This is a genomic window from Cellulomonas sp. Root485, from assembly GCF_001426705.1.
Classification (GTDB): Bacteria; Actinomycetota; Actinomycetes; order Actinomycetales; family Cellulomonadaceae; genus Cellulomonas.
Genome location: NZ_LMFC01000001.1, coordinates 1,147,715 through 1,159,902, shown reverse-complemented (window position 1 = coordinate 1,159,902; position 12,188 = coordinate 1,147,715). Strand labels below are relative to the sequence as shown.

The window sequence follows — 12,188 nt, the reverse complement described above, 5'->3', positions numbered from 1 at the left end:
CGGTCCGCGGCGGTGAGCGTGCAGGCCCCGTGTGCGAGGATCGCCGCGTGAGCGTGAGCACCTTCTCCGAGCCGGCTCCGTCGGCCCTCCTGCTGCTGGGCCGCGGTGTCGACCTGGCCTCCGAGCGCGGCGTCGAGTGCGTCGGCGGCCTGCCCGCACCGAGCGACCCGGACCTCGTCGAGCGAGCCCGTGCCGCACGCGCTGCCCTGGGGTCCCGCGCGTTCGTGCTGGGCCACCACTACCAGCGCGACGAGGTCATCGAGTTCGCCGACGTCACGGGCGACTCGTTCAAGCTCGCGCGTGAGGCCGCCGCCCGGCCCGAGGCCGAGTTCATCCTGTTCTGCGGCGTGCACTTCATGGCCGAGTCGGCCGACATCCTCACGTCCGACCACCAGCAGGTGATCCTCCCGGACCTCGCCGCCGGTTGCTCCATGGCGGACATGGCGGCGATCGACCAGGTCGAGGACGCCTGGGACGTGCTGGTCGAGGCCGGCGTCGCGGAGTCGACGGTGCCCGTGACCTACATGAACTCCGCGGCGTCGATCAAGGCGTTCACCGGGCGCCACGGCGGCACCATCTGCACGTCGTCCAACGCGCACGTGGCGCTGAGGTGGGCGTTCGACAAGGTGGGTGGCGTCGACGGCACCGGCAAGGTGCTGTTCATGCCCGACCAGCACCTCGGGCGCAACACCGCGGTCCAGCAGCTGGGCCTCTCGCTCGACGACTGCGTCGTGTTCGACCCGCGCAAGCCCGGCGGCGGTCTGACCGCTGAGCAGCTGCGGGACGCTCGCATGATCCTGTGGCGCGGCCACTGCTCGGTGCACGGTCGGTTCTCGGTCCGGAACGTCACCGACATCCGCGCGGCCGTCCCTGACGTGACCGTCATCGTGCACCCGGAGTGCCAGCACGAGGTCGTCCTCGCCGCGGACCTGGTGGGCTCGACGGAGTACATCGTCAAGGCGCTCGACGCCGCCGCGCCGGGCAGCTCCTGGGCCGTCGGCACCGAGCTCAACCTGGTCCGCCGGCTCGCGGCCGCGCACCCGGACAAGAACATCCACTACCTCGACTCGACGGTGTGCTTCTGCTCGACCATGAACCGCATCGACCTGCCGCACCTGGTGTGGGCGATGGAGTCCCTGGTGGCGGGCCGGCCGGTCAACCGGATCGTCGTGGACGCCGACGACGCCCACTGGGCCCGGGTCGCGCTCGACCAGATGCTCGCCCTGCCGGGGTACTGACCGTGCCGACCGGGCACCACATGCGGGTGGGCATCTTCGTGTTCGACGACGCCGAGGAGCTCGACGTCGTCGGCCCGTACGAGGTGCTCGCCTACTGGGCGCGGCACTCGGAGCTGCGGCCCGAGGTCGTGACGTTCTCGCTCGACGGCAGCGGCGTCCGGTGCGCCAAGGGCCTGCGGCTGGTCCCCGACCTGAGCGCGGACGAGGTCGGCCCGTTGCACGTCCTGGTGTACCCCGGGGGCTTCGGCACCCGGGCGCTCCTGCGCGACCCGGCCCACCTGGACTGGGTGCGTGGGATGCGGGCCTCGACGCCGCTGATGACCAGCGTCTGCACGGGTGCGCTCGTGTACGCCGCGGCGGGTCTGTTGTCCGGGCGCCCGGCGACGACGCACTGGCAAGCCTTCGACGAGCTGGCCGTGCTCGACCCGAGCGTGCTGGCGGACACCGAGGCCCGGTTCGTCGACGACGGCGACATCGTCACCTCGGCCGGGGTCTCCGCGGGCATCGACATGGCCCTGCACCTGGTCGCCCGGCTGGAGTCGGTCGACGCCGCCCGCGCGGTGCGTCGCGGCATCCAGTACGACCCCGAGCCTCCCGTATGACCGGTCTGCTCGACGCCCCCGTGCTCGAGCACGCCCTCCTGCCGGTGCGCGCGGGCGAGCACGAGGCGTTCGAGGCGGCGATGGCCGAGGCGGTGCCGCTCGTCTCGGGCATGCCAGGCTTCCGCGGGATCCGCGTCTCGCGCGGTGTCGAGCAGGAAGGGACGTACCTGCTGCTGATCGGGTGGGACTCGGTGGAGGCGCACGAGGTGGGGTTCCGCGGGTCGCCGCAGTACGCCCGGTGGCGCGAGCTCCTGCACCACTTCTACGACCCGTTCCCGGTCGTCGAGCACTTCGTCCCGGTTCCGGTCGAACCTACTCGCGAGTAACATCGCGCGAATGACCAGGATGATCCAGCTCGCACTGGCCACCACCCGCCCTCGCCGGGCCGTTCCCGGCCGCGGGGTGCTCGACCCGTCGGTCACGCAGCTGCGGGTCCACCTCGGCGACCTGGACTTCTACCGCCACGTGAACAACGGCGTGTACCTGCAGATGATGGACGTCGCGCGGAGCAACTTCCTGGCGGACCTCGGAGCGTTCGGCCTGCTGAACGAGCGCGGCTGGTACCCGGTCGTCGCGTCGTCGACCGTCTCGTACCGCCGTTCGCTGACCCTCGGCCAGCGGTTCGAGATCACCACCCGCCTGCTGGGCTGGGACCCGCGCTGCGCATACCTCGAGCAGACGTTCACGCGCGGCGGTCAGCACGTCGCCCGCGGGGTGATCGCCGGTCGGTTCCTCAGCCGTGACGGGTCGCGCGTGCCCGCACCGGACGTCATCGACCTGCTGGGCACGCACGACGGCCCGTCGCCCGAGCTCCCCGCCGACGTGCAGGCGTGGGCCGAGGCGGTCGGTGTCGCGCACAGGGACCAGCCCGCCACCTGACGCCGGGGGCTGCAGGGCACGGCACGCGTGGGCGACCTCTAGCTGCCCGAGGCCAGCCGCTCCAGCAGCAGCGCCTCGGCGAGCACGACCTTCTCCAGCTCTCCGAGGTGCACCGACTCGTTGGCGCCGTGCGCGCGGCCGTCCGGGTCCTCCACACCCGTGACCAGGATCGCCGCCTCCGGGTAGACCTCCAGCAGGTCGGCGATGAACGGGATGGACCCGCCGACCCCGATGTCCACAGGCTCGGTCCCCCACGACTGCGCGAACGCCCACCGGGCCGCCTGCATCGCCGTCGAGTCGGTCGGCGCCTGGAACGGCTTGCCCTTCTCGCCGTCCGTCACGGTGACGCGCGCGCCGAAGGGCGCATTGCCGACGAGGTGCGTCCGCAGCGCGACCATGGCGGCGTCCGGGTCCTGGCCGGGTGCGAGGCGGACGGAGAGCTTGGCCGACGCGCGCGGCGTGATCGTGTTCGACGCGCTCGCCACCCGCGGGGCGTCGAAGCCGATGACACCGATCGCCGGGCGGGTCCACAGCCGGGCCGTGATGGGTCCCGTGCCCGCGAGGCGGACACCGTCGAGCACGCTCGCGTCGGCACGGAACGTCGCCTCGTCGTAGTCGACGGTCGGGTCGGATGCCTGCACCAGGCCGTCGACGGCGACGTTGCCCTCGTCGTCGTGCAACGTGGTGATCAGCCGCGCCAGCAGCGTGGGCGCGTCGAGGATCGCGCCGCCGAACATCCCCGAGTGCACGGCGTGCTCCAGCACCGCCACCTCGACGACGCAGTCCACCAGGCCACGGAGCGACGTGGTGAGGCCCGGCACCCCGATCGCCCAGTTCGAGGAGTCGGCGACGACGATCACGTCGGCGCGCAGAAGGTCCTGGTAGGCGTGCAGGAACTCGGTGAACGTCGGCGAGCCGATCTCCTCCTCGCCCTCGATGAACACCGTGACACCGACGCCGAGCTCGTCCCCCAGCACGCGCAGGGCTCCCACGTGCGCGATCACGCCGGCCTTGTCGTCGGCGGCACCGCGCCCGTACAGGCGTCCGTCGCGCTCGGTGGGCTCGAACGGCGGGCTGTCCCAGTCGGCGTCGTCCCCGGGCGGCTGCACGTCGTGGTGCGCGTACAGGAGGACGGTCGGCGCACCCTCCGGCGCTGGGCGGCGGCCGACGACCGCGGGAGCACCCGACGGCACGGACAGGACCTGGACGTCGTCGAGGCCGGCGCCGCGCAGCAGTGCCACGACGGCATCGGCGCTCGCCGCCACGTGCGTCTGGTCGAACTCGGCGTTGGACACGCTCGGGATGCGGACGAGGGCCTCCAGGTCGGCGCGCAGCGCGCCGAACGCGGCGGCGGTCCGCGCGCGCAGCGCGTCCGTCCGGTCGCCGGGGAGGATGGGCGAGGAGGGGGCGGCGTCGGTCACGGACCAGCACGCTACTCGACTACCCTGGCGGGGTGTTCGGACGCAGCAACGACCCCCAGCCCGTGACTCCCGCACTGACGGAGAGCACGCCGCCGCCCACGGATGCGGGCAAGGGCCGCCCGACGCCGAAGCGGAAGGTCTCCGAGGCGGCGAACAAGCGTCCCCTCGTGGCACCGGCCACGAAGAAGGCCAGCCGCGAGCGGGCCAAGGCGCAGCGTGACATCGAGTACCGGGCGATGCAGACCGGTGACGAGCGCAACATGCCGGCGAAGGACCGCGGGCCTGTGCGTCGCTTCATCCGTGACTCGGTCGACGCCCGCTGGAACCTGGGCGAGTTCTTCCTGCCGGTGGCTGCCGTGTTCCTGGTCATCCAGTTCGCCCTGGCCAAGACCGAGTTCGCCGTCTTCGCCATCCTGGCGCTGTACGTCTACATCATCGCGGCGGTCATCGACGGCTGGCTGATGTGGCGCGGCCTGAAGAAGCGCCTCGTCGCCAAGTTCGGGATCGAGCAGATCCCGCGCGGCGCGGCCATGTACGGCGTCCTGCGGGCGTTCCAGATCCGCCCGTCCCGCATGCCCAAGGCACAGGTCAAGCACGGACAGCGACCCGTCTGACGCCGCCGTAGGGTGGCGGGCATGGTTTCCTACCGCTACCTGGGCCGCTCCGGCCTGAAGATCACCGAGATCACCTACGGCAACTGGCTCACGCACGGCTCGCAGGTGGAGAACGACACCGCGAAGGCCTGCGTGCGCGCCGCGCTCGACGCGGGCATCACGAGCTTCGACACCGCGGACGTCTACGCGAACACCAAGGCCGAGACCGTCCTCGGCGAGGCGCTGAAGGGCGAGCGGCGCCAGTCGCTCGAGATCTTCACCAAGGTGTACTGGCCGACCGGCCCTGGCGGCGCCAACGACATGGGGCTGTCGCGCAAGCACATCCTCGAGTCGATCGACGGCTCGCTGCAGCGCCTCCAGACGGACTACGTCGACCTGTACCAGGCGCACCGCTATGACGAGTCGACCCCGCTCGAGGAGACGATGCAGGCGTTCGCCGACGTCGTGCGCTCGGGCAAGGCGCTCTACATCGGCGTGAGCGAGTGGACCGCCGACCAGATCCGCGCCGGCCACGCGCTCGCCCAGGACCTCGGCTTCCAGCTCATCTCGAACCAGCCGCAGTACTCGGCCCTCTGGCGGGTCATCGAGGGCGAGGTCGTCCCGACGTCCGCGGAGCTCGGGGTGTCGCAGATCGTCTGGTCGCCGGTGGCGCAGGGCGTGCTCACCGGCAAGTACAAGCCGGGCGAGGCGCCGCCCGCCGGGTCCCGCGCGACCGACGAGAAGGGTGGCGCCCGGTTCATCGGCCGCTTCCTGGAGCAGCCCGACGTGCTGCAGCGGGTGCAGGACCTCACCCCGGTCGCCGACGAGCTCGGCCTGTCGCTGGCCCAGCTGGCCGTGGCATGGGTGCTGCAGAACGAGAACGTCGCCGCCGCGATCATCGGCGCGTCGCGGCCCGAGCAGGTCACCGAGAACGTCAAGGCCTCCGGCGTGACGATCCCGGCCGAGCTGCTCACCCGGATCGACACGGTCCTGGGTGACTCGGTGGTCTCCGACCCGGCCGAGACCGCGAAGAACGCGCCGCCCGCACGCTGAGCGAGGACCCGGCCCCAGCGATGGGGCCGGGTCTGCCTCACACCGTGACGAGTTCCTCCGTCGCGACCGGGACCGGGACCGTCAGGCGCGCCAGGAACAGGTGCACGAGCGGCCCGATGGCCAGCGCGTAGGCCAGGGTCGCGAACCCGACCGTGCCGCCCAGCAGCCAGCCGACCGACACGACGGTGACCTCGATGGTGGTGCGGACCAGCCGCACGGAGCGCCCGGTCCGGCGGACGAGCCCGGTCATGAGTCCGTCGCGCGGGCCCGGCCCGAGGCGGGCACCGACGTACAGGCCCGTCGCCAGGCCGTTGAGCACGATGCCGGAGGCCGCCAGCGCGATGCGCACGCCGAGCGCGTCCGGGAGCCCGTCGAGCAGTGTGAGGAACGGGTCCACGAGTGCGCTGATCACGATGACGTTCGCGACGGTCCCGACACCGGGCCGCTGCCGCAGCGGGATCCAGCACGCCAGGACGACCAGCCCGGTCAGCAGGGTGACGACACCGAACGACAGGTCCGTGCGGAGCACGATCCCCTGGGTGAGGACGTCCCACGGCATGCTGCCCAGGCCGGCGTCCACCAGCATCGCGATCGACGCCGCGTACAGGACGAGGCCGACCAGCAGCTGCACGCCTCGACGCACGGGGCGCGCGTCGGGACGCATCCAGGGCAGCACCGCGCGAGCATACGTCCGCCCGCCGTCGCGGCTCACGTGAGCAGCTCGGACTGCTCGGACCATGCCCGCTGTGCCGTCGGCGGAGGCCTGTGTCCCAGCCCGTCTCGCCGGACCGTGCGCCACAGCGCCACGACGAGCCCCGCGAGCAGGACGACCGCTATCCCGAACCACAACCACATCTCCATGGGACGCAACTCTGGCTCCTATGTGGCCTCGCTTGGAATAGCCACTTCTGCCATAGTGGCCCTATGACCACGGAGGAGCTGCCCACGGACCGCCGGATCAGCGGCCTCCGCCTGGACGCCGTGCTGGGCGCATGGCAGCGGCCCGGCCCGGCCTACGTCGCACTCGCGGACGCACTGCGGGCCGCGATCCTCTCCGGATCCGTCCCGCTGAGCACTCGCCTACCCAGCGAGCGCGAGCTCGCCGATGCCGCCGGTGTGTCCCGAACGACAACCACCGCGACGTACGGGCTGCTTCGTGACGAGGGCTACCTCGTGAGCCGACGGGGCTCGGGAACGGTCACCACCCTTCCGACGGGACCTGGCGCTCGCGTGTCGATGGCGGAGTCCGTAGGGCACGAGCCGGGCGTCGTCGATCTGGCGATGGCGGCTCCGTCGGCACCCTCGTCCCTGCACGGCGCCTACCTCGCGGCGCTCGACGCACTCCCCCGCCACCTCTCCGGAACCGGCTACTCCCCCCTCGGTCTCCCGGTGCTGCGTGAGGCCGTCGCCCGCTGGTACACCGGGCGCGGAACTCCCACGAGCCCGGACCAGGTCCTGATCACGACGGGGGCGCAGCAGGCGATCCACCTGCTGGTCACAGCGCATGCCGGCCCCGGCGACCGAGTCGTCGTCGAGCACCCCACCTACCCGCTCGCGATCGACGTGGTGCGGAGCGTCGGTGCCCGCCCGGTACCGGTCCCGTCAGGCAGCTCCGGTCTGGACATCGACCTGCTCGAGTCGACCCTGCGGCAGGTGTCGCCCCGGCTGGTCTACCTGATCCCCGACCACCACAACCCCACCGGGACCAGCCTCGACGACGAGGAGCGCGCCCAGGTGCGTGCCCTGGCCCGGCGGTATCGCACGGCGATCGTCGGCGACGAGGTCCTGACCGAGCTGACCATGGACGGCCCGGCGCCCCGCTCGTACGCAGACGACGGCACGGCGTCGGCCTACGTCATCTCGATCGGCTCGGCGTCCAAGAGCTACTGGGGCGGGTTGCGGGTCGGCTGGGTCCGCGCGCACCCGGACCTGGTCTTCCGGCTCGCCTCCACGCGTGCGCACACCGACCACGGGACAGCGGTGCTGGAGCAGCTGGTCGTTGCCGAGCTGCTCGCGCAACCGACCGATCTGCTGGACCGTCGACGGACCGAGCTGCGCGCCCGGCGCGACCTGTTGGCCGGCCTGCTGCTCGACCAGCTGCCCTCCTGGCGGTTCGACGTGCCGGCGGGCGGGCTGTCCCTCTGGGCGGATCTGGGCGCTCCCGTGTCCAGCGCCCTGGCCGCTTTCTCCACCCGGCACGGGGTCCGCGTCGTCCCCGGCACGGCGTTCGGCGTGGACGGCAGCTTCGAGCGCAACCTGCGGCTGCCGTTCACCACGTCACCCGACGACCTGCGCCGAGCGGTCGCCGGGCTGGCCTCCGCGTGGGCGGGGCTCGGGATCACCGCACCGGTCACCGGACCCGACCGGGTGCACGCGCTGGTGTGACGCTCAGATCAGCGGCAGCGTGAGAGTGGGCGTAGCCTGGGTGCCCTCGTGCAGCAGACCCACCGCGTGCACACCCTGGGCGGCCAGCGTGCGCCAGTGCTCGCCGAGCCACTGCTCGGCGTCGTACTGCGTGGTGAACACCGGGCTCACCGGCCGGTCGAGCACCGACCCGTCGGCACCGTCGAAACGCCACTCCCACTGCGGCCGCACGACCATCACGCGACCGCCTTGCGTCGAGCCGGACCGCGCAACGCCTCGTCCGCCGCGAGGGCGCGGGTGATCCGCGACGCATACGCCGGACCCTCGTAGATGAGGCCCGTGTAGCCCTGGACGAGGGTCGCGCCGACGGCCACGTACTCGCGCGCGTCGGCGGCGGTCGTGATGCCACCTACGCCGATGATCACCGCGTCGGGGCCGAGCTGGTTACGCAGCCGGGCCACGACGTCGAGACCGCGGGCCAGCACGGGAGGGCCGGACAGCCCGCCGGGCCCGAGGTCGTGGCCGATGGTCGTGTTGACCGCGACGATCCCGTCCAGACCCAGCTCGGCGGCGAGCTCGGCCACCGCGTCCACGTCGTCGTCGGACAGGTCCGGGGCGATCTTGACCAGCAACGGCACCGGGGCGAGCCCTGCCGACGCGGTCGCCTCGTCGGCGGCCACCCGGGTGGCCTCCAGGATCGGGCGGAGCGCCTCGACCGACTGCAGGTCGCGCAGGCCCGGGGTGTTCGGGGACGACACGTTCACCACCAGGTAGTCCGCGTACGGCGCGAGGCGGCCGGCACTCGTCGCGTAGTCGGCCGGCGCCTGCTCGGCGGGGGTCACCTTGGTCTTGCCGATGTTGACCCCGACCACGAGCCGACGGCCCGCCGGAGTAGCACGCAGGCGCCGCAGCCGGTCCGCCACCGCCGCCGAGCCCTCGTTGTTGAAGCCCATCCGGTTGCGCAGCGCGCGCTGCTCCAGGACGCGCCAGAGCCGGGGCGGCTCGTTGCCCGGCTGCGCGTGCGCCGTGACCGTACCGACCTCCACGAACCCGAAGCCGAGCATCGTCAGGCCCGCGACCCCGACCGCGTTCTTGTCGAACCCGGCCGCCAGCCCGAACCTCGAGGGGAACCGTCGCCCCCAGACGTGCACGACTCCTGCGTCGGAGGCCCGGAAGACCCGGTGCACCGCGTCGCGCAGGAACGGGACCTGCGCCACCGCCCGGATCAACCGGAACGCCACCTCGTGGGCGCGCTCCGGATCCATGCGACGGAACACGAGGTCGAACAGCAGTCGGTACACGTTCTTCACCCTAGGTCGTCCGACGCGGGCGGCACGTCGGGCGTCCGCCGCGTGCGCCACAGCCACACCAGGCCGAGGAACGGCAGCACCAGCGGGACGTACCCGTAGCCCTGGCCGAACGCCGACCACACCGTCTCGTCGGGGAAGTCCCCCACGTCGACGAGCGACAGCAGCCCGACGGTCAGCACGCCGACCATCTCGATCGACACCGCCCACCACGCCAGCGTGCGCCGGTCCGTGGCCAGCGCGATCGTCGCGACGACGTACACGAGGCCGGCGGCGAGCGAGAGCAGGTACGCGACCGGCGCCTCGTCGAGCTTGGTCGCCACCTGGTAGATCCCGCGGGCCGTCGCGGCGAGCGCGAGGATCCCGTAGACCGCCACGAGGAGGCGGCCCGGGCCGCTCCCCGTCGGTCTCTGCGTTGCCGTCGGTCGGTCGGTCACACGGTCCCCCAGATCTGGAGCAGTCGGAACTCGAGGAACGCCACGGTCACCGCCGCCACGAGCAGCACCACCGAGCTCCAGCGGGAGCGCTCGGCGAACGCCCACGCGGCGGCGATCGGCAGGATCAGCGCCTGGGTGAGGACGTAGCCCCAGAGCAGGACACCGTCGACGTCGGGCGAGCCGGTCGCGGCGAGGATGCCGGCGATCGCGGCCTGCAGGACGAGCACACCTTCGATGACGGCGGCGCCCCACAGCTGGCGCAGCACCACGGCGCGGTCCCGGACGACGAACCAGGCGGCCCATGCACCCAGGGCGAGGCACAGGGCGCCGACGAGGAGCGCGAGGGGGACGATCACGGTGCCCCACCGTACCGGCGCAGAGCACCAGAGCCGACCGGCCCGACAGTGCCCATGCCTATCATCGACGCGTGACCGTCTCGCTGACCTCCCACGACCCTGCCCGCCTCGCCGTCGACGCCCTCGTGGTCGCTGTCGCCCAGCAGGACGGGGCACCGACCGTCCTCGGCATCGACAGCCTCCCCAAGGAGCTGCGCGCCCAGCTGGCCGATGCCGCAGCGCTCGGCATCACCGGGGCGGCGGACGAGGTCCGCCGGCTTCCCGGCACCGCGCTGGCCGCCACGGTGCTCGTGCTCACGGGCGTCGGACCGGCCGACAAGATCACCCCCGAGACGCTCCGCCGCGCAGCCGGGGCGGCGACGCGCGAGCTCGCCGGCACCGCGAGCGTCGGTCTCGCGCTCCCGGCAGACGACGCGGAGTCCGTGGCCGCGGTCGCGGAGGGCGCCCTGTTCGGCGCGTACTCCTACATGCGCTACCGCGCCTCCGAGGCGGCCAAGCAGGCGCCCGTGAGAACGATCCAGATCGTCACCGCGCACCCGCGGGACCGCGCGACGCTGTCAGCGGTCGCCCGCGCCGAGATCGTCGCCGCCGCCGTGCACGGCACGCGCGACCTGGTCAACGCTGCGCCGAACGACCTCTACCCGGCCGCGTTCGCGGAGGCCGCCAAGGCCGCCGTCAAGGACTCGGGCGCCAAGGGCCTCAAGGTCACGGTGCTCGACGACAAGGCGCTCGCCGCCGGCGGCTACGGCGGTCTGATCGGCGTCGGTCAGGGCTCCGTGCGTGGTCCCCGGCTGGTCAAGGTGTCGTACTCGCCGTCGCGTCCGAAGGTCAAGGTCGCCCTCGTCGGCAAGGGGATCACGTTCGACTCGGGTGGCATCTCGATCAAGCCGGCCGCCGGCATGGAGGCCATGAAGTCCGACATGGCCGGTGCTGCCGCCGTGCTGCACACCGTGGTCGCGGCCGCGCGCCTCGAGCTGCCCGTCGCGGTCACCGGCTGGCTCTGCCTCGCGGAGAACATGCCGTCCGGCACGGCGCAGCGCCCGTCCGACGTGCTGACCATCCGCGGCGGGAAGACCGTCGAGGTGCTGAACACCGACGCCGAGGGCCGCCTCGTGATGGCCGACGGTCTGGTCGCCGCCATCGAGGAGAAGCCCGACGTCGTCCTCGACATCGCCACCCTCACCGGTGCCCAGCTGGTCGCGCTCGGGCACCGCGTGTCCGCGGTGATGGGCACCGACGACGTGCGCGGTGAGGTCGTCGCGGCCGCCGAGGTCAGCGGCGAGCAGTTCTGGCCGATGCCGCTCCCCGCGGACCTGCGGGCGGGCCTGAAGTCGAAGGTCGCGGACATCGCGAACATCGGCGACCGGTTCGGCGGCATGCTCACCGCGGGGATCTTCCTGCAGGAGTTCGTCGGTCAGACGCCGTGGGCGCACCTCGACATCGCGGGCCCCGCGTACAACGAGCGGACCGCGCACGGCTACACGCCCGTGGGCGGCACCGGCGTCGGGGTGCGGACGCTGCTCGCCCTGCTCGAGAGGCGTGCGCCGACGGCCTAGGACGCTAGGCGTGCTTGCGCTTGCCGGCGAGCCGCTGGCGCGAGTTCCAGTCCCGGACGCGCTGCGGGTAGCCGGTCCGCTGCACGTCGTACACCGGGATCCCCATGTCTCGGGCCAGCTCCCAGGCCGTCTTCGGGTCCGGCACCCGGCGGCGGGTCCACTCACCGTCCGTGGCGACGAGCATCATCGTCGTCGGCGTCGAGTTGGTCTGCGGCTCGACGTACGCCTCGACGCCGACGCGGGTGGCGACGAAGTCCTTCAGGTGGGCGAGCGTCGCCTCACGCGCGCCCCGGTCCGTCGGGGCGTCGGTGGCGGCCGGCTTGCGGCGGGAGAACAGGCCCATGGCGCACGAGGGTAGCCTGCGAACCTGTCGATCTGCGGG

At 72.6% G+C, this 12,188-nt stretch carries 16 protein-coding genes; 8 read left to right on the top strand and 8 right to left on the bottom strand.

Features of this window, described 5'->3' with window-relative positions; translation table 11 throughout:
* Nucleotides 1–47: 47 nt before the first annotated feature.
* The 4 genes from nadA to ASD16_RS05315 are packed head-to-tail and all read left to right on the top strand — an operon-like array spanning nt 48 to nt 2,719.
* The gene (gene nadA / locus ASD16_RS05330) at nt 48–1,238 is read left to right on the top strand and encodes a quinolinate synthase NadA (RefSeq protein ID WP_055913775.1); all 1,191 of its coding nucleotides are present in this window, start codon (nt 48–50) and stop codon (nt 1,236–1,238) included.
* 2 nt (nt 1,239–1,240) lie between these two features.
* The gene (locus ASD16_RS05325) at nt 1,241–1,840 is read left to right on the top strand and encodes a DJ-1/PfpI family protein (protein ID WP_235523114.1); all 600 of its coding nucleotides are present in this window, start codon (nt 1,241–1,243) and stop codon (nt 1,838–1,840) included.
* Entirely contained in the window at nt 1,837–2,166 is a 330-nt protein-coding gene (locus tag ASD16_RS05320) for an antibiotic biosynthesis monooxygenase (protein ID WP_055913772.1), read from the top strand. The genes ASD16_RS05325 and ASD16_RS05320 overlap by 4 nt, the downstream gene beginning before the upstream one ends.
* 10 nt (nt 2,167–2,176) lie before the next feature.
* Entirely contained in the window at nt 2,177–2,719 is a 543-nt protein-coding gene (locus tag ASD16_RS05315; RefSeq protein WP_055913769.1) for a thioesterase family protein, read from the top strand.
* Between the two features lie 38 nt (nt 2,720–2,757).
* Here the strand turns inward: ASD16_RS05315 and ASD16_RS05310 are convergent, their stop codons facing one another.
* Nucleotides 2,758–4,140 (bottom strand): dipeptidase, encoded by a 1,383-nt coding sequence (locus ASD16_RS05310; protein WP_055913766.1) that lies wholly within the window; start codon nt 4,138–4,140, stop codon nt 2,758–2,760.
* Nucleotides 4,141–4,172: 32 nt separating this feature from the next.
* Between ASD16_RS05310 and ASD16_RS05305 the strand changes: the two genes are divergently transcribed.
* Together ASD16_RS05305 and ASD16_RS05300 are read left to right on the top strand one after the other, a co-directional pair.
* Entirely contained in the window at nt 4,173–4,754 is a 582-nt protein-coding gene (locus ASD16_RS05305; protein WP_055913763.1) for a DUF3043 domain-containing protein, read from the top strand.
* Between the two features lie 21 nt (nt 4,755–4,775).
* The gene (locus tag ASD16_RS05300) at nt 4,776–5,786 is read left to right on the top strand and encodes an aldo/keto reductase family protein (RefSeq protein ID WP_055915745.1); all 1,011 of its coding nucleotides are present in this window, start codon (nt 4,776–4,778) and stop codon (nt 5,784–5,786) included.
* 37 nt (nt 5,787–5,823) lie between these two features.
* Here ASD16_RS05300 and ASD16_RS05295 read toward each other — a convergent pair whose 3' ends face one another.
* Together ASD16_RS05295 and ASD16_RS22010 are read right to left on the bottom strand one after the other, a co-directional pair.
* The gene (locus ASD16_RS05295) at nt 5,824–6,462 is read right to left on the bottom strand and encodes a YitT family protein (RefSeq protein WP_369817916.1); all 639 of its coding nucleotides are present in this window, start codon (nt 6,460–6,462) and stop codon (nt 5,824–5,826) included.
* A 32-nt stretch (nt 6,463–6,494) separates the two neighbouring features.
* Nucleotides 6,495–6,647 carry a hypothetical protein gene (locus ASD16_RS22010; RefSeq protein WP_200942847.1) on the bottom strand — a complete coding sequence of 51 codons (153 nt, stop codon included), beginning with the start codon at nt 6,645–6,647 and terminating at the stop codon, nt 6,495–6,497.
* A gap of 63 nt (nt 6,648–6,710) precedes the next feature.
* Here ASD16_RS22010 and ASD16_RS05290 point away from each other — a divergent pair, with 63 nt between their 5' ends.
* A complete protein-coding gene (locus ASD16_RS05290) occupies nt 6,711–8,171 on the top strand; it encodes a PLP-dependent aminotransferase family protein (protein ID WP_055913760.1) in 1,461 nt (486 codons plus the stop codon).
* Nucleotides 8,172–8,174: 3 nt separating this feature from the next.
* Here ASD16_RS05290 and ASD16_RS05285 read toward each other — a convergent pair whose 3' ends face one another.
* The 4 genes from ASD16_RS05285 to ASD16_RS05270 are packed head-to-tail and all read right to left on the bottom strand — an operon-like array spanning nt 8,175 to nt 10,250.
* Entirely contained in the window at nt 8,175–8,387 is a 213-nt protein-coding gene (locus tag ASD16_RS05285; RefSeq protein WP_055913757.1) for a hypothetical protein, read from the bottom strand.
* Entirely contained in the window at nt 8,387–9,451 is a 1,065-nt protein-coding gene (locus tag ASD16_RS05280; RefSeq protein WP_055915742.1) for a quinone-dependent dihydroorotate dehydrogenase, read from the bottom strand. Before ASD16_RS05280 ends, ASD16_RS05285 begins: the two co-directional genes overlap by 1 nt.
* A 5-nt stretch (nt 9,452–9,456) precedes the next feature.
* The gene (locus ASD16_RS05275; protein WP_055913754.1) at nt 9,457–9,894 is read right to left on the bottom strand and encodes a hypothetical protein; all 438 of its coding nucleotides are present in this window, start codon (nt 9,892–9,894) and stop codon (nt 9,457–9,459) included.
* Nucleotides 9,891–10,250, bottom strand: coding sequence for a hypothetical protein (locus ASD16_RS05270; protein ID WP_055913751.1), 360 nt, complete (start codon nt 10,248–10,250; stop codon nt 9,891–9,893). The genes ASD16_RS05275 and ASD16_RS05270 overlap by 4 nt, the downstream gene beginning before the upstream one ends.
* A gap of 71 nt (nt 10,251–10,321) precedes the next feature.
* Between ASD16_RS05270 and ASD16_RS05265 the strand changes: the two genes are divergently transcribed.
* Complete coding sequence (locus tag ASD16_RS05265) at nt 10,322–11,806, top strand: leucyl aminopeptidase (protein WP_055913749.1); 1,485 nt, start codon at nt 10,322–10,324, stop codon at nt 11,804–11,806.
* A gap of 4 nt (nt 11,807–11,810) precedes the next feature.
* Here the strand turns inward: ASD16_RS05265 and ASD16_RS05260 are convergent, their stop codons facing one another.
* Nucleotides 11,811–12,149, bottom strand: coding sequence for a hypothetical protein (locus ASD16_RS05260; RefSeq protein ID WP_055913746.1), 339 nt, complete (start codon nt 12,147–12,149; stop codon nt 11,811–11,813).
* Nucleotides 12,150–12,188 lie beyond the last annotated feature (39 nt).